The organism is Bradyrhizobium sp. HKCCYLRH2015, from assembly GCF_051168215.1.
Classification (GTDB): Bacteria; Pseudomonadota; Alphaproteobacteria; order Rhizobiales; family Xanthobacteraceae; genus Bradyrhizobium.
Map to the genome: position 1 here is coordinate 587,655 of NZ_JBNPUO010000004.1, position 17,985 is coordinate 605,639.

Here is a 17,985-nt window from a genome sequence, read left to right on the forward strand (position 1 = left end):
TTGGTTATGGAACCTGACGCCGATCAAAACATCGGCGCGCCGACGCCTATTCGTTAGGCATCCGCGGCCATGGTCTCGATGTCTCACCATGGCTCGCGACTCACGGCGCAGTGGCGAGGGTCTTGCTCATCGGATAGGAGGCCGCGGTGCCGAACTTGCCGGCGGGCACGCCGACATCCGCGTAGCCGCGGGCGAGATAGAATCGGTGCGCGGTCTCGGTGCTCAGCAGGGCCACGTCACGCGCGCCCAGTGCGGCCGCCCGCCGCTCCAGCTCCGCCAGCAGAGCCGAGCTGATGCCGCGAAAGCGTCCGCGCGGCGACACGTAGTTGAGCGTGATCTCGCCGGGGTGGGCGAGCCCGCCGACGGCGAGAATCACATCATCCTCGACCGCGACGAGCAACGATCGCCCTCGCCCGTCCGCCCAGGCCGCGACGTTCTGCGGTGTCTTGTTGGCGAGCCAGCGCGCCAGGATATCAGGGTTGCCGCGGTGATCCGCCAGGCACAATTCGGATATGGAGGCGCGCAGCACGGCGCAGGCCGCCTCGGCATCGTCAGCCGTCGCATCGCGGATGATCATCGCAGTCCCTCTGTCGAACGGAGGGAACGCGATGCATTCCGCTCCTGCTACTCGCGCTTGCCCTGCACCCAGCTCTCGAGCATCTGCAGCGCCGAGGCGCGGTCATCGTCCGAGGCCTTGGCGAAGGCGCGGTTGTAGCTCTCCTTGATCCAGGCTTCGTCCGGACCGGCGCTGTCGCGCGCCAGAGTGAGCCACATCAGTCCGCGCGCCGGCTGGCGCGGCAACCGGTCGCCGTTGAACAGCATCTGACCAAGCAGCGCCTGGGCCTGGTGCTGGCCCTTCTGTGCGGCGAGGCCGAGCCAGCGCGCGCCATAGCGGAAGTCGTCGCGCGAGGCGTCTGCGGTCTTCAGGTACATCCGCGCCAGATCGTACTGGGCGTCGGCATTGCCGAAATAGGACGCCGCATAGGAGAACATCTCCCGCGCGCGATCCGGATCGGCCTTGACCTTCGTGTTCGGAATGCCGCTCAGGTAATAGCGGCCGAGCGCGACAAAGGCATTGGCGACGATCTGCGCCTGAGGCGCCGACGGACTGTCCTCCGCATGCGCATTGGCGATGCGGCTGAAATAGTCGAAGGCGCGCATGTCGTCGCGCGCAACGCCATCGCCCGCCGCATACATGCGGCCGAGCTTGAACTGCGCAATCGGGTGACCTTCCTCCGCCGCGTATTGCAGCGCCGTCAGGGACTGCGTGGGCGAGGTCGAGGACGTCGTCGCGGGCAGCGCCTTGCGCAGCGCGCCGGCGCCAGCCTGCTGTCCAGCCACGGGGATCGCCGGCTCCTGGTTGACCGGAGCGCCATCGAACGCGAACGATGGCGTCGGCAACGCGAGCGGGGCAACCCCCAGCATCAATGCGAAAAGGATCCGATCAGATGTCCGCATAGCAATACTTCTCTTGCGCACCACCTGGATGGGTCACGGCGCCCGCCACGGCCGGCCCCACCTGCTGGGCATATTTCCAAAGTGCACCTGACGTGTGATGCGTCTCACGCGGCGTCCACTTGGTCTTGCGTGTCGCCAGCTCGGCATCGCTCAACTTCACGTTAAGGATGCCCGCCTCGGCGTCGATCTCGATGATGTCGCCATCCGCGACCAGCGCGATCGGTCCGCCGACCGCCGCCTCCGGTCCGATATGGCCGATGCAGAAGCCCCGCGTCGCGCCCGAGAACCGGCCGTCGGTGATCAGCGCGATCTTGCCGCCCATGCCCTGCCCGGTCAGCGCCGCCGTGGTCTGCAGCATTTCCCGCATGCCCGGACCGCCGCGCGGCCCCTCGTAGCGAATGACGATCACGTCGCCTTCGCGATAGGTACGCTTCTGGACGGCGTCAAAGGCGTCCTCTTCCCGATCAAAGCAGCGGGCCGGCCCAGAGAATTTCAAGTTCGACATGCCCGCGACTTTCACGATCGCGCCCTCTGGCGCGAGATTGCCTTTCAGACCGACCACACCTCCGGTTGCAGTGATCGGCTGGTCGGCCGGCCTCACCACGTCCTGGTGCGGATTCCACTTCACGCCATTGAGGTTTTCGGCGATCGTCCGGCCGGTGACTGTGAGGCAGTCGCCGTTCAAATAGCCATGGTCGAGCAACGTCTTCATCAAGAGCGGAATGCCACCAGCCTCGAACATGTCTTTGGCGACATAGCGGCCACCCGGCTTCAAATCCGCGATATAAGGTGTCTTTTTGAAGATTTCGGCGACGTCGAATAAGTCGAACTTGATGCCGGCCTCGTGTGCAATCGCAGGTAGATGCAGCGCAGCATTGGTCGACCCGCCGGACGCCGCCACAACCGCAGCGGCATTTTCCAGGGATTTTCGCGTGACAATGTCGCGCGGCCGGATGTTGGCGGCGATCAGCTCCATGACCTTCTCGCCGGCGGTCATGCAGAAGGAATCACGGATCTCGTAAGGCGCGGGGGCGCCGGCCGAATAAGGCAGCGCCAGCCCGATCGCCTCGGACACCGTCGCCATCGTGTTGGCCGTGAACTGGGCGCCGCAGGCGCCGGCCGACGGACAGGCGACGCGTTCGAGCTCGTCGAGGTCGTCGTCCGACATCGCACCCACCGAATGCTTGCCGACAGCCTCGAACATGTCCTGCACAGTGACCTGCTGGCCGCGGAAATTGCCGGGCAGGATCGAGCCGCCATAGATGAAGATCGAGGGCACGTTGAGCCGGACCATCGCCATCATCATGCCTGGCAGCGATTTGTCGCAGCCGGCGAGGCCGACGAGCGCATCGTAGGAGTGGCCGCGAATCGTGAGCTCGACCGAATCGGCGATCGCCTCGCGCGACGGCAGCGACGAGCGCATGCCGTCATGGCCCATCGCGATGCCGTCGGTCACGGTGATGGTGCAGAACTCGCGCGGCGTGCCGCCGGCGTGGGCGACGCCCTTTTTCACCGCCTGGGCCTGCCGCATCAGCGCGATGTTGCAGGGCGCAGCCTCGTTCCAGCACGAGGCGACGCCGACGAAGGGCTGATGGATCTGCGCCGTGGTGAGGCCCATGGCGTAGAGGTAGGACCGATGCGGCGCACGCTCGGGCCCTTCCGTCACATGACGGCTGGGCAGCCTGCGCTTGATGTCGGTCTTCGCGTCCATCGCTGTTTTGGCCTCCCGGTGCTGCGGAGAACGCTCAAAATCCGGCAAGTGGATTTTCGGCAGCCTCACACGCACTGGTTATGTTCTGATCAAAGTATTTCACGACCAGGTGTGGCTAAAAAGCGGCGCGTTTGCGGAGCGCCGGAGATTGTTACCAAAACTTCGCAAACTGTGGCGACATCGCAACATTCGTGGCCGATGCGCAACCATCCTTGGTTGGCAGGAATTGCGGGCGCCTACTCCGGCACCACCCCGGCGGCGCGGATCATCGGCCACCATTTGCGGATCTCGGCCCGCTGCAAAGTTCCAAGCGCGGCGGGGCCGCGCTGATCGGCCGCCGGCATCTGCAACCCCAGGTTTTTCAACTGGTTTTTCACATCCGGCTCGTCCAGCGCGGCCACCGCCGCCGCATTCAGCGTATCGACGATCTCCTTGCTGACGCCCTTCGGCAGCCAGAGGCCCGACCACAGGGTCATGTGGAAACCCGGCAGGCCGGCCTCGTCGGTGGTCGGAATCTCCGGCGCGGACTCGAGCCGCTTGGCGTCGGTGACGGCGTAGGCGCGGATCGTCCCGGCACGAACCTGGTTGATGGCGTTGGAGGTCTGGTCGACGATCAGGTCGATCTGGCCAGCGACCAGATCGTTCATCGCCGGCCCCGTGCCGCGATACGGCACATATTGCAGCTTGAGGCCGGTGACCTGCTCGAAATAGAGCCCTGCGATGTGGCTGCCGGAGCCGTTGCCCGCGGTGCCCGCCGATATGGGATTCGGCTGCGATTTCACCCAGGCGAGAAACTCCGGCAGCGACTTGGCCGGGATGTTGTTCCTGCTGACGATGATCATCGGATTGCTCGGCAGCAGCACCACCGGCTCGAGATCGGCCTCGAGGTCATAGCCGAGCCGGTAGACGGCGCCGTTCGCGACATGGGTGCCGAGATGGCCGAAGCTCACGGTGTAGCCGTCGGGCTTCGAGCGCACCGCGCGTCCCACGCCGATCGAACCGCCCGCCCCGGTCACGTTCTCGATCAGAACGGGCTGCCCGAGCGTCTGTCTCATGTGCTCGGCGAGGATGCGCATCATCGCATCCGACGGGCCGCCGGCAGCGAACGGCACGATCACGGTGATCGCGCGCGAGGGATAATTGTCGGCGCGCGCCGGCAACGCCAGCGCGAGACATACAAACAGCACGGCGCAAAGAGCTCGTCGCATCACGTCCTCCCTTGTGTCGCACGCGCCGGTCACAGACGCTGATGCGTCTGCGCCGGAGCATGTGCCCGAGGCCGCGGTGCTGGTTGTTAGTTAGAACTGCCCGAAGTCGATCGGCTGGTGACGATCGAGCGTGCGGGTGACCGGCGGCAGCGGATACTTAAGTCCTGTCGCGCAATTGAACAGCATGACGCGATCGTTTTTCGTCACGCGCCCGTCGGCCAGGCTCTGCTTGTAGGCGGCATAGGTCGCCGCGCCCTCCGGGCACAACAGCAGCCCCTCCTCGCGCGCGACCTCGGTGAGCGCAGATGAAATCTTCTCGTCATCGACCGCGATGGCGAAACCTTTGCTTTCGCGCACCGCCCGCAGGATGAGAAAATCACCGACGGCCTGGGGCACGCGGATGCCCGAGGCGATCGTATGGGCGTCCTCCCAGCGGGTCGCGTGCTCGACGCCCTGCTCGAAGGCGCGCACCATCGGCGCGCAGCCGGAGGCCTGCACCGCGACCATGCGCGGGCGCTTGGCGCCGATGAACCCGATTTTCTCCAGCTCGTCGAACGCCTTCCACATGCCGATCAGGCCGGTGCCGCCGCCGGTCGGATAGAAGATCACGTCGGGCACGTCCCAGCCGAGCTGCTCGGCGAGTTCGAGGCCCATCGTCTTCTTGCCCTCGATGCGATAGGGCTCCTTCAAGGTCGAGGTGTCGAACCAACCGACCTTGGCCTTGCCCTCGCCGACGATCTTGCCGCAATCATCGATCAGGCCGTTGACGCGATACACGGTCGCGCCTTGCAGCTCGATCTCGCTGACATTCACCTCGGGGGTGTCTGCCGGACAGAAGATAGTGGTCTTGATGCCGCAGGACGTTGCATAGGCCGCGAGCGCAGCACCGGCATTGCCGTTGGTCGGCATAGCCATGTGCCTGATGCCGAGCGCCTTGCCCATCGACACCGCCATCACCAGGCCGCGCGCCTTGAACGAGCCGGTCGGCAGCCGGCCCTCGTCCTTGACGATGATCTCGCCGCCGCCGAGCTTCTTCGACAGCTTGGGCAGATTGATCAGCGGCGTCATCACCTCGCCGAGGCTCACGATGTCGGCGCATTTGCGCACCGGCAGCAGTTCGCGATAGCGCCACATGTCGGCCGGACGCTGCGCCAGCGCGTCCTTGGTCAGCGCCTGTTTCACCCCTGCGAGATCGTAGCGCACCAGGAGCGGCTTGCCGGCCTTGGAGAGGTTGTGGACCTGGTCCGCCGGATAATGATCGCCTTCCATCGCGCATTCGAGATGGGTGACGAAGGTCGGGCGCTCGGTGGTGAGATTGTCGCTGGATTTCACGGCGGAGCCTTCTTGTTGTGCCCGTCTGGTCATCTCCGTCATTGCCGGGCTTGCCCCGGCAATCCATCCCCTTCGCAAGGATTTTCGAAGGGGATGGATGCGCGGGTCAAGCCCGCGCATGACGGCCGGTGAGCGGATTACATATTCAGCACGCGGCCGTAGGCGTCGAGCACAGCTTCCTTCATCATCTCCGACAGGGTCGGATGCGGGAACACCGTGTGCATCAGCTCTTCCTCGGTGGTCTCGAGGTTCATCGCGACCACATAGCCCTGGATCAGCTCGGTGACCTCGGCGCCGACCATGTGGGCACCGATCAGTTGCCCGGTCTTCTTGTCGAAGATCACCTTGACCAGACCCTGGTCCTCGCCGAGCGCGATCGCCTTGCCGTTGCCAACGAAGGGGAAGCGGCCGACTCTGACGTCGCGGCCCTGCTCCGTGGCCTTGGCCTCGGTAAGACCGACGGAGGCGACCTGCGGATGGCAATAGGTGCAGCCCGGAATCAGGTTCTTGTCCATCGGGTGCGGATGCAGCCCCTTGATCGCCTCGATACAGACCACGCCTTCATGCTCGGCCTTGTGCGCGAGCATCGGGGGCCCCGCGACGTCGCCGATCGCGTAGAGGCCGGGCACGTTGGTCTTGCCGTAGCCGTCGATGACGATGCAGCCGCGGTCGGTCTTCACGCCGAGCTTCTCCAGCCCGAGATTCTCGATGTTGCCGACCACGCCGACCGCCGAGATGACGCGGTCGAACTCGACCGACTCGGTCTTGCCCTTGCCGTCGTCGATCGTCGCCACCACGCTGTCGCTCTTCTTGTCGAGCTTGGTGACCTTGGCCCCGGTCATGATCTTGAGGCCCTGCTTCTCCAGCTGCTTGCGCGCGATGCCGGCGATCTCGGCGTCCTCCACCGGCAGGATCTGCGGCAGCACCTCGACCACGGTGACCTCGGAGCCCATGGTGCGGAAGAACGACGCGAACTCGATGCCGATCGCGCCGGAGCCGACCACCAGCAGCGACTTCGGCATTTTCTCTGGCACCATCGCCTCGAAATAGGTCCAGACCAGCTTCTTGTCCGGCTCGAGGCCCGGCAGCACGCGTGGCCGCGCGCCGGTCGCGACGATGATGTGCTTGGCCTGATAGGTCCCCTCGCCGAGCGCACCCTTCGGCGCCTCGACATCGGACTTGGTCACGGTGACCTTGCCGGGCGCATCGATCGCAGCCTTGCCCCAAATCACCTGGACCTTGTTCTTCTTCATCAGGAAGCCGACGCCGTCGTTCAGCCGCTTCGACACGCCGCGCGAGCGCTGCACCACCGCCTTCGGATCGTAGGAGATCTTTTCCGCCGACAGGCCGTATTCCTTGGCGTGCTGCATGTAGTGATAGATCTCAGCCGAGCGCAGCAGCGCCTTGGTCGGGATGCAGCCCCAGTTCAGGCAGATGCCGCCGAGGTAGGATTTCTCGATGATCGCGGTCTTGAAGCCGAGCTGCGCGGCACGGATCGCGGTGACGTAGCCGCCCGGGCCGGAGCCGATGATGATGACGTCGAAGGATGTGTCGGCCATTACGGCTCCCATTCAACTGAAGCAGTTGGAAATCAGATGGTCGTGGTGCTGCCGACGGAACGTCGCCAGATCAAGGCTCGAACTATTGCCTCCAGCAGCACCAGCACGGCGCAGATCGCAAATCCGGCAAGCACGATCGGCGCCCAGATGCCGCGCGACAGCGCCTCGCCGGAGTAGAAAGCAGAATGGATGACGTCGATCCCGAGCGGGTTGGCAAACAACGCGGCGCTCACCAGTGCCGTGATCCAGGGCCACCGCGTTCTGATGCGCATGCGCTGGCCCCGTCTGCCATCCCGCTCCGGAACGCAACGTCACACCATCATCATCACGGGATTCTCGATCAGCTGCTTGAACGCGCCGATCAGCTCGGCGCCGAGCGCGCCGTCGATGGCGCGGTGATCGCACGACAGGGTCACGCTCATCATGCTGGCGATCTCGATCTTGCCGTTGCGCACCACGGGGCGTTCTTCCGAGGTGCCAACCGCGAGGATGGTCGCATGCGGCGGATTGATCACGGCGGTGAAGTGGTTGATGCCGTACATGCCAAGGTTGGACACGGCCGTGGTGCCGCCCTGATATTCCTCCGGCTTCAGCTTGCGCGAGCGGGCGCGCGCGGCGAAGTCCTTCATCTCGCCCGAGATCGCCGACAGCGTCTTGGTCTCGGCCTTGCGGATGATCGGCGTGATCAGTCCGCCCGGCATCGCCACCGCGACGCCGACGTCCGAATGCTTGTGCTTGACCATGCCGCCTTCGGTCCAGCTCACGTTGCAGTTCGGAATCTTCTGCAGCGCCACCGCCATCGCCTTGATGACGAAGTCGTTGACCGACAGCTTGTAGAGCGGCTTCTTCTCCTTGTCCTTCGGCGCGGCCGCATTGATCTCCTCGCGCGCGGCCAGGAGCTTGCCGATGTCGCAGTCGATCGTGAGATAGAAGTGCGGGACGTTCTGCACCGACGCCGTCAGGCGCTGCGCGATGGTGCGGCGCATGCCGTCGTGCGGGATGACCTCGTAGGAGCCCGGCTCGAACAGCGCCAGGATCTGCTTGTCCGACATCGACGGCGCCAGCGCCGGCGCGCCTGCCGCGGCGGGAGCCGCGGACGGCGCGGCCTTCAGGCCCTTGCCGGACTTTGCGTCCTCAACGTCGCGCGCGACGACGCGGCCGTGCGGGCCGGTGCCGGTGATGCGGCCGAGATCAATGCCGGCATCCTTGGCGAGACGACGTGCCAGCGGCGAGGAGAACACGCGGGCGTGGCCGTTGACCTGCGGCGCAGCCGCGGGCGCGGCGGGCGCGGCGGGCGCAGGCGCGGCGGCAGGCTTCGGCGCGGGCGCAGCGGCGGGCGAGGCCGCAGCGGGCGGAGCCGCCGACGCGGTCGGCTTCGCCTCGGGCTTGGAAGCGGCGGCAGCCGGCGCGCTGCCGGCTGCCTTGACGTCCTCGCCCTCGCCGGCGAGCACCGCGATCACGTCGTTCACGGGCACATCCTGCGTGCCTTCGGGCACCAGGATCTTGGCGAGCGTGCCTTCATCGACCGCCTCGACTTCCATCGTGGCCTTGTCGGTCTCGATCTCGGCGATGACCTCGCCGGACTTGACCTGGTCGCCTTCCTTCTTGAGCCAACGAGCGAGGTTGCCCTTCTCCATCGTCGGCGACAGCGCGGGCATCAGAATGTTGATCGGCATGATCAGTGACCTTGTTTCGACCTGGGGCTGGTGGTGCCCGTGTCAGTCGGCCGAGCCAGCTCGGCTTCGAACATCTCGACGATGCGCTGCAGCGCCTCGTCTTCGGAATAGTCGCTCTCGCGCGCATAGGCGCGCGCAGCATGTCGGGCGACGTCGACCAGGAGCAGCCCCCACACGTCGGGCTCCTCGAAGGCGCGCTGGAATGCGATCGAGAGCCCGCCATCGAGCACGAAGGCGCGCAACACTTCGGTGGCGTCCTCGCGGCCGATGACGTCGGGCGGCAGCGGCTGCTCCTTGGGTCCGGCCATGTTGGGATGTCCCTTAGCGGTAGCAGACGGACTTGGCGGCCTGCACGACCTCCGCCGCCGAGGGCAGCGCGAGCTTCTCGAGGTTCGCCGCGTAAGGCATCGGCACGTCCTTGCCGGATACGCGCGTCACCGGCGCATCGAGATAGTCGAAGGCGTGCTCCATGATGCGCGCGGCGATCTCGGCGCCGACGCCGCTCTGCGCCCAGCCTTCTTCCACCGTCACCGCACGGCCGGTCTTCTTGACCGAGGCGACGATGGTCTCGGTGTCCATCGGACGCAAGGTGCGCAGGTCGATCACCTCGGCCTCGATGCCCTCCCTGGCGAGCTCATCGGCGGCCTTCAGCGCGTAGGTCATGCCGTTCGACCACGAGATGATGGTGACGTCCTTGCCGCTACGGGCGATGCGCGCCTTGCCGATCGGGATCACGTAGTCGTCGAGCTTGGGCACCTCGCCGGAGTGACCGTAGAGCACCTCGTTCTCGAGAAAGATCACCGGATTGGGATCGCGGATTGCGGCCTTCAACAGGCCCTTGGCGTCCGCGGCGGAATACGGCGCGATCACCTTGAGGCCCGGGATGTGCGAGTACCAGGACGAGTAGTCCTGGCTGTGCTGCGCGGCAACGCGGGCGGCAGCGCCGTTCGGACCGCGGAATACGATCGAGCAACCCATCTGGCCGCCGGACATGTACAAGGTCTTGGCCGCGGAGTTGATGATCTGGTCCATCGCCTGCATGGCGAAGTTGAAGGTCATGAACTCGACGATCGGCTTCAGGCCGGCCATCGCGGCACCGACGCCGATGCCGGCGAAACCGTGCTCGGTGATCGGCGTGTCCATCACGCGGCGGGCGCCGAACTCCTGCAGCAGGCCCTGGGTGACCTTGTAGGCGCCCTGATACTCGGCGACCTCCTCGCCCATGATGAAGACGTCGCCGTCGCGGCGCATCTCCTCGGCCATCGCGTCGCGCAGCGCCTCGCGGATGGTTTGCGTCACCATCTCGGTGCCCGCGGGCACCTCGGGATCGGGCTCGGCCACGCTCTGCGGCGCAGCCACGCCGGTCGGCGCAGGCGATGCCGACACCGAAGCAGCCGGCTCGGCCGGCGGCGCCGACTGCGCGGCCTTCATCTCGGCTGCAGGCGCTGCCGCCTTGCCGAGATCGGCGGCGGTCTCGCCGTCGGCGAGGATGGTCGCAATCGGCGTATTGACCGCGACGTCGGCAGTGCCTTCGGGGATCAGGATCTTGCCGAGCGTGCCCTCGTCGGTCGCCTCGACCTCCATCGTGGCCTTGTCGGTCTCGATCTCGGCGATCACGTCACCCGACTTGATCGCCTCGCCTTCCTTCTTCAGCCATTTGGCGAGATTGCCCTTTTCCATCGTGGGCGACAGCGCAGGCATCAAAACTTGAATAGGCATATCAGCTCCAGAGAAACAGCTTGCGCGCGCTCAGCGATAAACGTCGGTGTAGAGCTCGGCGACATCGGGCTCGGGATCGGCTTGCGCGAAATCGGCGGCCTCGTTGACGATCTTGCGCACATCGGCATCGATCGTCTTGAGATCCTGCTCGCTGACCTTGGCCGCCAGCAGGCGGTTGCGCACCTGCTCGATCGGATCCTGGTCGTGACGGACCTTCTCCACCTCCTCGCGGGTACGGTACTTGGCCGGGTCCGACATCGAGTGGCCGCGATAGCGGTAGGTCTGCATTTCCAGGATATACGGACCCTTGCCCTCGCGGCACCACGCGACCGCCTTCTCGCCGGCGGCCTTCACCGCGCGGACGTCCATGCCGTCGACCTGCTCGCCCGGGATGTTGAAGGAGATGCCGCGCTTGGAGAAGTCGGTCTGCGCCGAGGCGCGCGACACCGCCGTACCCATGGCATAGCGGTTGTTCTCGATGACGTAGATCACCGGCAGCTTCCAGAGCTCCGCCATGTTGAAGCTCTCATAGACCTGCCCCTGGTTGGCCGCGCCGTCGCCGAAATAGGCGACGCTGACCGAGTCGTTGCCGCGGTAGCGGTTGGCGAGCGCAAGGCCGGTGCCGAGCGAGACCTGGGCGCCGACGATGCCGTGGCCGCCGAAGAAGTTCTTCTCCACGCTGAACATGTGCATGGAGCCGCCCTTGCCCTTGGAATAGCCGCCGCGGCGTCCCGTGAGCTCGGCCATGACGCCCTTGGCATCCATGCCGGTGGCCAGCATGTGGCCGTGATCGCGATAGCCGGTGATGACCTGGTCGCCCGGCTTCAGCGCCATCTGCATGCCGACGACGACCGCTTCCTGGCCGATGTAAAGATGGCAGAAGCCGCCGATCGCACCCATGCCATAGAGCTGACCCGCCTTTTCCTCAAAGCGGCGGATCAGCAGCATGTCGCGCAGCGCAGCCAATTCCTGTTCTCTGGTGAATTCCGGCGGCGGGCCGTTATCTCTGTCCTGCCCTTGTTCCTTTGCGGCGGTCTTCTTCGGTGCGGCCATGGCAATTCCGGATGAGAGAAAAAGTAGCTCTCTCTAGCTCAACTCCAGGAGACGTAAAAGGACCGCGTGGCACGTCCGAAGGCTTTGGCGTGCCGCACTGCAATGCACACGAAATATTGCAAATACAATTCCACCATTTTTGGAATCCGACCGCAGGCCGCTACAAAAAAGAGCAGTCATCTCAGTGGATGGGACGCGTCAGGCCAAGCCGACGACGCCCTCCGCGACACCCTCATCGGTGGATCTCGACGACGCCATCGGCGACCAAAAAACCCGACATATCGAACATCGGCATAACGGATATTCCGACCGAGCAGCGGCAGAGAGTCTCCGTGTTTCTACGGGCCTTCGAATCAATCAATTCTAAACCTTCCGCAATGCACAATTTTTCCGAATTCATCAACGAAATCAAATAACTCAACGGAAATCCCTGGCTGCCTGAACTGTCCGGCTGCCTCGGCCCCCTGACAGGAACGAACATGGTTCTCACCATCCCTCGCCGCTTTGCGGTTCTGGTCGCGTTATCCATCGGCGTCTGTATCGTCGCCGTCGTCAGCCAGCTGCTGGCCACCCGCACAGCCCTGGTCGAAGAGCGTAAGGCCGCGGTCGTCGGACAGGTGCAATCTGCCGTGTCGATCGTTAAGGGCTTTGCCGATGCGGCGGCGAAGGGCGCCCTGACCGCGGACGAGGCGCAGAACCGCGCCAAGGCCGTGCTCCGCGGCATCCGGTTCGGCAAGAACGACTACATCTTCGTCTACCAGCCGGACGGCGTGAACCTCGTGCTTGGCCCGAAGCCGGATTGGGAGGGCAAGGGCCTGCTCAACGAGAAGGACGCCAACGGTCTGCCTTTCGTACGCGAGTTGATCGCGGCTTCGACCCAGCCTGGTGGCGGCTTCGTCAGCTATATGTTCGCGCGCGCCGGCAGCAGCGTCCCGGTGGCGAAGCTCGGCTACACCTTGAAGGCCGATCCGTGGAACTGGGTCGTCGGCACGGGCGTGTATGTCGACGATCTCGACGAGGCGTTCTACGCCTCCGTCAAGGTGACGCTGATGTGGGCCGTCGGATTGATCGCCCTGCTGTGCGTTGCGACCCTGATGATCGCGCGCGGCCTGGTCCGGCCGCTGCAAGCGATCACCCGGACGATGACCGAGCTTGCGAACGGGAATCTCGCTGTGCAGATACCGAGCTCGGAACGGCGCGACGAGGTCGGCGAGATGGCCCGTGCCGTCGAGGTGTTCAAGGTCAATGCCGTCGCCCGCCAGCGGCTCGAAGCCGAGCAGAACGAGCTGGAGGCGCGCCAGGCCGAGCAGCGCAAGATCGATACGATGCGCCTTGCGAACGATTTCGAGACAGCGGTCGGCCAGATCATCGAGACCGTGTCGTCGGCAGCGACCGATCTGGAGTCATCGGCCCAGTCGCTCAGCGCGACTGCCGAACGCTCGAAGGGTCTCGCCACCGTCGTAGCCGGCGCCTCAGGCGCCGCCTCCAACAACGTCCAGTCGGTCGCCGCCGCCACCGAGGAAATGTCCTCCTCCGTGAACGAGATCAGCCGGCAGGTGCAGCAGTCTTCGGCGATCGCCAGTGAAGCCGTCGAGCAGGCCCGCAAGACCAATGAACGCGTGGGCGAATTGTCGCAAGCGGCGGCTCGCATCGGCGACGTGGTGGAGCTCATCAACACCATCGCCGGCCAGACCAACCTGCTGGCCTTGAACGCCACCATCGAGGCGGCGCGGGCGGGTGAAGCCGGCCGCGGCTTCGCCGTTGTCGCCTCGGAGGTCAAGGCGCTCGCCGAGCAGACCGCCAAGGCGACCGGAGAGATCAGCCAGCAGATCGGCGCCATCCAGACCGCCACCCAGCATTCGGTCACCGCCATCAAGGAAATCGGCGACACGATCGGCCGGATGTCGGAAATCGCCGCCACCATCGCAGCCGCTGTCGAAGAACAGGGCGCCGCAACCCAGGAAATCTCGCGCAACATCCAGCAAGCCGCCAGCGGCACGAAAGAGGTTTCCGCGAATGTTGCCGACGTCCAGCGCGAAGCAACCGAGACAGGAACGGCTTCGTCCCAGGTGCTCAACGCTGTGCAGTCACTGTCCCAGGACAGCAACCGCCTGAAGGCCGAGGTCCACAGGTTCCTCGCCACCGTGCGGGCCGCATAAAGAGCAGCGCATCAGCGATCGTCGAAGGCCCGCGCGCAGCGCGGGTCTTCCTCGTCATGGGCTTGTCGTGCACGCGTTCGTTACGCAGACGCGAGGCCAGTCTCCCAACGGATGCCTCGCGGAGACCGGCTCGCTCAGTTTGGCCGGTTGATCCGGATCAGATCACGCGGATTGGCGTAGCCGAGCTGGAAGCGGGCGCGCTCATCGAGCATGTCGGGATCGACCCGGTCGGAGCGCAGCAGCGACACGCGCTTCTCACCCTCCGCCCGCTCCTGCTTCAGCCGGGCGAGCTCGGAGGTCAGCGCAATGATCTCCTGGTCGAGCTCCTGGCGCGCGGTCAGGCCGTAGCGGCCGGTATAGGCGTTGATGCCGAAATAGCCGATGATGGCGGCCGCCATCGTGTAGAGGGCGAGCCCGGTCAGGAACGATTTGAGCCGCGCGCGGGAGACCATGGCCGGAAGATGGGGCGCCTTGGTTAAGGATCTGCTAATCCGCCCCGCGAGGCTTCTTTACGAAGGTCGCATCACCGGTCACGGGCTGACGGATTGCCGAAGCACCGTGAAACACAAGGTGGCTCGCGACACGAAGCCGAGACGCTCATACAGCGCGATCGCGGCATGATTGTCCTCTATGACGTGGAGAAACGGCGTCTCGCCCCTGCCCCTGATGGCCGTCATCAGGGCTGTTACGAGCCTCTGGGCATAGCCACGGCCGCGATAGTCCGGATGGACACAGACCGCGCTGATTTCCGTGAACCCGTCGAGGCGCATGCGCTCCCCGGCCATCGCGGCCAGGCGCTCCCCGTCGCGAATGCCGATATAGCGGCCCAGCTCGTGGGTCCTGGCCAGGAACGGGCCCGGCTTGGTCAGCGCCGTCAGCTCCAGCATCGCCTGAATGTCACGCTGGTCGAGCGTTTCGATCACGGCATCCCCAACAGGGGCCTCGGCCTCGACCGCAACCATCTGGCGGACGCAGGCGCTGAACCAGGCGGCAAGGCCGTGCAGGTCGCCCGGAGGAGCGGGAGTCACGATCGCAACCACGTCCTTCTTGGCGAAGTCGGCGAGCTCCGACCATGCGGCATCGCTGTCGTCCGACATGGCGGCAAATGGTGCAATCGCCGCAGGATAGCGACGGGCATGCGCGGCGCCCTCGGCAAGCGCCCGGTGCCCGGTGGTCAGGGCTGACCAGACGGGACGATCCAGCGCTGCGCGCTGCTCGGCAGAAAGCTCCAATCTGGACATCGCACCAGCCTCCAGACGATCAGTCCTCAGCTCCGGTAGACCGGCTCCTCGAGGTCGAGCATGCGTTTGACGGCCTCGAGGTGCAACCGAGCCGATTCCGCATCTCCTTCGCGCATCTGGCGAGAGGCGGCTTCCGCGATTGCCGGCGCGACGGCGGTGACCTTGCGGCCGGTCGACAGCGCCAGGCACTGCACCTGGCAGGCGCGCTCGAGATAATAGAGATCGTCCCAGGCTTCAGCGATGGTCGGCGCCAGCACCATGACGCCGTGATGCTTCATGAAGACGATGTCGGCGTTGCCGACAGCCCCGGCGATGCGGTCGCCCTCCCGCGCGTCGAGCGCCAGCCCATTGTAGTTCGCGTCGACCGCGGTTCGTCCGTAGAATTTCAGCGCCGTCTGCCCGGCGAAGATCAGCGGGTCGCCTTCGGTCATCGACAGCGCGGTGGCGTAGGGCATGTGGGTGTGGAACGCGACCTTGGCCCGCGGCAACGCCTTGTGGATGCGGGCATGGATGTAGAAGGCAGTCGCTTCCGGGCGGCCATCGCCGGCAATGACGTTGCCGTCGAAATCGCACACCAGCAGCTTCGAGGCCGTCAGCTCACGAAAGGCATAGCCGTAGGGATTGACGATGAAGAGGTCGTCATAGCCAGGCACCAGCGCCGAGAAGTGGTTGCAGATGCCCTCTTCGAGCCCGTGCCGCGCCGCCATCCGGAAGCACGCCGCGAGGTCGATCCGCGCCTGCCAGACGGCCTCCGAGTCGAGATCCGGCTGGTTCGGGCCGGGCCTCGACGACGACGCGGGTGTGAACGAATGGGCCATCATGCTTCCTTGGCAATGCGCATCCTTGCGCTGGTCCGGCATGGCCTTGAAACGGATCGGGCAAGGCGCGTCAACGCCCTGCCCGCATCATAGCCGTCATGCAGTTGGCGACCGCCGCACGGCGACGACCAAGGTCAGCCGTTCTGCTTGGCAACGAAGGCGGCGAAGGCATCCAGATATTGCTGCAACACCGTCTTGAGCGAATCCTTGACCAGCTCACCCTGGGCATCGAACGCGTCGCCGACGCCATTCAGGTAGATTTCCGGCTGGCCCATGATCGGGCCCGAGATGCCCGGCATGATGTTCTGCAGGTGCTTGGCCGCCGCCACGCCGCCGAGCGGGCCCGGCGAATTGGAGATGAGGCCGACCGGCTTGCCCAGGAACGAGCTCTGCCCATAGGGGCGCGAGGCGATGTCGATCGCGTTCTTCAGCACACCGGGAATCGAGCGGTTGTATTCGGGCGTGAGGATCAGCACGCCGTTCGAGGCCTTCAGCTTGTCGCGCAGGACGAGCCAGTCGGCCGGCGGATTGGTTTCGAGATCCTGGTTGAAGAACGACAGGCCGTTGAGCGAGGTGACGTCGATCTTCAGGCTGGCCGGCGCCAGCTTGGCGAGCGCATTGGCGATCTTCAGGGTGAAGCTCTCCTTGCGGAGACTGCCGACGAGGGCGACGATGGCGTACGGAGCAGGCATAGGGCATCCTTTGCAGGGGAACGTGAGAGGTGCACTTAAGACACATGGGCAAGACCATGCTAGTGCATGAAAACAGCGTGTCGCGAAACTCAGCGTTTCATCGCGACAGGGGCTCCCATGTTCCAGACCTTCGCCGCGGCGAGCTCAAGCCGTGGCTTTGAGGCTGCGGGCAAATTCAGCCACCGCCTGATGCGTCAGCCAGATCGCCTGCCCGTCGACCGGCTGAGCCCAGCTCGACAGCTTGGCGATCACGATGCCGTTGGCGGCATCGACGAACAGGTTCTGGCCGTGAATGCCCATCGCGAACATCAGCTGCGGCTGATCGTTGATGACGTACCAGCCGCTGCGATAGTGCATGTTGCGGCTGATCGCGGCAAAACTGTCGCGCCACTGACCGTCGCGCCAGGCCTTGATGTCGCCATTGTGCCTGATGTCGTCGAGCCAGGCCTCGGGGATGATCGCGTGCGAGCCGCGCCGCCCGCCTGACAGCACGAGCTGCCCAAGGCGCGCGAAATCGCGCAAGGTGGCGCAGAAGCCGCCGGTGCAGCGCGGCGCGCCCTTGCGATCGAGGGTGATGAAGGCCTCGCCGCTGGCCCCCATCGGCTTCCACAGCAGGCTGCCGACGAGGCTTGCGAAACTGCGGCCGGTGGCGCGCTCGATCGCCCAGCCCAGCAGATCGGTGTTGGAGGAGACGTAGCTGAAGGTGCCGCCATGCGGCGCCGACTGGGCGCGCATCGTCGCGAAGAAATCGTGCAGGTTCGGCGTGGTGCCCGGCGCGACCGGCTCCCAGCCGCTGGCATCGGCATAGGCCTGCAAGCCGGCGCCATCGAACACGACGCCGGCGCGCATGTCGAGAAGCTGCCGGATCGTGGCGCCGCGATAGGCCGTGGCGGCCACTTCCGGCACATAGCGCGTGACCTCGGCGTCGATGTCGATCTCGCCGCGACCGGACAGGATGCCGACCATGAGGCCGGTGATCGACTTGGTCGCCGACATCAGGATGTGCGGCGTGTCGCGGTCGGTGCCGCCGTCATAGTGCTCGAAGACGATGCGGCCGTCCTGCAGGATCAGGAGCCCGTCGGTCGCCGTCGCCTTCAGGAAACCGTCGAGATCGAGCGTGCCGCCCTTGGGCAGCCGCACGCTGAAATCCTCGAACGCAACCGGGCTCGCCGGCAGCGGCCAGGCGCTGCCGGGCGCGCTCTCGACGTCGGCGACCGGCAGGATCGCGCGGATGTTGTGAAAGGCCCAGCGGCTGAACGGCGCGTTGCGCCAGTTGGAGAGATCGGCGGTGGTGGGAGAGAGGTCGATCGACATGCAAGGCCCTGCGGAGTCCCGGGAACGCCTGACATAGGCGTTCGC

17 protein-coding genes are annotated in these 17,985 nt (G+C 65.4%); 1 reads left to right on the forward strand and 16 read right to left on the reverse strand.

Annotated features, from left to right (window positions below):
- Positions 1-100: 100 nt before the first annotated feature.
- The 11 genes from ACQR1H_RS13805 to pdhA form a co-directional block, all read right to left on the reverse strand.
- Positions 101-577 carry a GNAT family N-acetyltransferase gene (locus ACQR1H_RS13805; RefSeq protein WP_434872874.1) on the reverse strand — a complete coding sequence of 159 codons (477 nt, stop codon included), beginning with the start codon at positions 575-577 and terminating at the stop codon, positions 101-103.
- A gap of 47 nt (positions 578-624) precedes the next feature.
- Positions 625-1,341, reverse strand: coding sequence for a tetratricopeptide repeat protein (locus ACQR1H_RS13810; protein WP_409977886.1), 717 nt, complete (start codon positions 1,339-1,341; stop codon positions 625-627).
- A gap of 103 nt (positions 1,342-1,444) precedes the next feature.
- Positions 1,445-3,169 (reverse strand): dihydroxy-acid dehydratase, encoded by a 1,725-nt coding sequence (gene ilvD / locus ACQR1H_RS13815; RefSeq protein ID WP_315799789.1) that lies wholly within the window; start codon positions 3,167-3,169, stop codon positions 1,445-1,447.
- Between the two features lie 236 nt (positions 3,170-3,405).
- Entirely contained in the window at positions 3,406-4,377 is a 972-nt protein-coding gene (locus ACQR1H_RS13820; protein WP_434872876.1) for a tripartite tricarboxylate transporter substrate binding protein BugD, read from the reverse strand.
- Between the two features lie 90 nt (positions 4,378-4,467).
- On the reverse strand, positions 4,468-5,709 hold the full coding sequence (locus ACQR1H_RS13825; RefSeq protein ID WP_316178511.1) for a threonine synthase: 1,242 nt from the start codon (positions 5,707-5,709) through the stop codon (positions 4,468-4,470).
- Between the two features lie 137 nt (positions 5,710-5,846).
- A complete protein-coding gene (gene lpdA / locus ACQR1H_RS13830; RefSeq protein ID WP_434907678.1) occupies positions 5,847-7,268 on the reverse strand; it encodes a dihydrolipoyl dehydrogenase in 1,422 nt (473 codons plus the stop codon).
- A gap of 32 nt (positions 7,269-7,300) precedes the next feature.
- A complete protein-coding gene (locus tag ACQR1H_RS13835) occupies positions 7,301-7,540 on the reverse strand; it encodes a hypothetical protein (RefSeq protein WP_315799785.1) in 240 nt (79 codons plus the stop codon).
- A 39-nt stretch (positions 7,541-7,579) separates the two neighbouring features.
- Positions 7,580-8,944, reverse strand: a complete 1,365-nt coding sequence (locus ACQR1H_RS13840) for a pyruvate dehydrogenase complex dihydrolipoamide acetyltransferase (RefSeq protein WP_434907679.1) — start codon at positions 8,942-8,944, stop codon at positions 7,580-7,582.
- A 2-nt stretch (positions 8,945-8,946) separates the two neighbouring features.
- Complete coding sequence (locus ACQR1H_RS13845; protein WP_015666657.1) at positions 8,947-9,252, reverse strand: DUF5076 domain-containing protein; 306 nt, start codon at positions 9,250-9,252, stop codon at positions 8,947-8,949.
- Positions 9,253-9,265: 13 nt separating this feature from the next.
- The gene (locus ACQR1H_RS13850; protein WP_434907680.1) at positions 9,266-10,663 is read right to left on the reverse strand and encodes a pyruvate dehydrogenase complex E1 component subunit beta; all 1,398 of its coding nucleotides are present in this window, start codon (positions 10,661-10,663) and stop codon (positions 9,266-9,268) included.
- Positions 10,664-10,693: 30 nt separating this feature from the next.
- Positions 10,694-11,716, reverse strand: coding sequence for a pyruvate dehydrogenase (acetyl-transferring) E1 component subunit alpha (gene pdhA / locus ACQR1H_RS13855; RefSeq protein WP_316178501.1), 1,023 nt, complete (start codon positions 11,714-11,716; stop codon positions 10,694-10,696).
- 479 nt (positions 11,717-12,195) lie between these two features.
- Here pdhA and ACQR1H_RS13860 point away from each other — a divergent pair, with 479 nt between their 5' ends.
- A complete protein-coding gene (locus ACQR1H_RS13860; protein ID WP_316178498.1) occupies positions 12,196-13,875 on the forward strand; it encodes a methyl-accepting chemotaxis protein in 1,680 nt (559 codons plus the stop codon).
- Between the two features lie 134 nt (positions 13,876-14,009).
- Here the strand turns inward: ACQR1H_RS13860 and ACQR1H_RS13865 are convergent, their stop codons facing one another.
- The 5 genes from ACQR1H_RS13865 to ACQR1H_RS13885 all read right to left on the reverse strand — a co-directional run bounded on the left by ACQR1H_RS13865 (position 14,010) and on the right by ACQR1H_RS13885 (position 17,940).
- On the reverse strand, positions 14,010-14,327 hold the full coding sequence (locus ACQR1H_RS13865) for an FtsB family cell division protein (RefSeq protein ID WP_315711657.1): 318 nt from the start codon (positions 14,325-14,327) through the stop codon (positions 14,010-14,012).
- 78 nt (positions 14,328-14,405) lie between these two features.
- Positions 14,406-15,116, reverse strand: coding sequence for a GNAT family N-acetyltransferase (locus ACQR1H_RS13870; RefSeq protein ID WP_434907681.1), 711 nt, complete (start codon positions 15,114-15,116; stop codon positions 14,406-14,408).
- 26 nt (positions 15,117-15,142) lie between these two features.
- Positions 15,143-15,934: an aldolase gene (locus ACQR1H_RS13875; protein WP_315799778.1), complete on the reverse strand. Its 792-nt coding sequence runs from the start codon at positions 15,932-15,934 to the stop codon at positions 15,143-15,145.
- A gap of 134 nt (positions 15,935-16,068) precedes the next feature.
- A complete protein-coding gene (locus ACQR1H_RS13880; protein ID WP_434907682.1) occupies positions 16,069-16,626 on the reverse strand; it encodes an NADPH-dependent FMN reductase in 558 nt (185 codons plus the stop codon).
- A 144-nt stretch (positions 16,627-16,770) separates the two neighbouring features.
- The gene (locus ACQR1H_RS13885) at positions 16,771-17,940 is read right to left on the reverse strand and encodes a serine hydrolase domain-containing protein (RefSeq protein ID WP_434907683.1); all 1,170 of its coding nucleotides are present in this window, start codon (positions 17,938-17,940) and stop codon (positions 16,771-16,773) included.
- Positions 17,941-17,985: the final 45 nt, after the last annotated feature.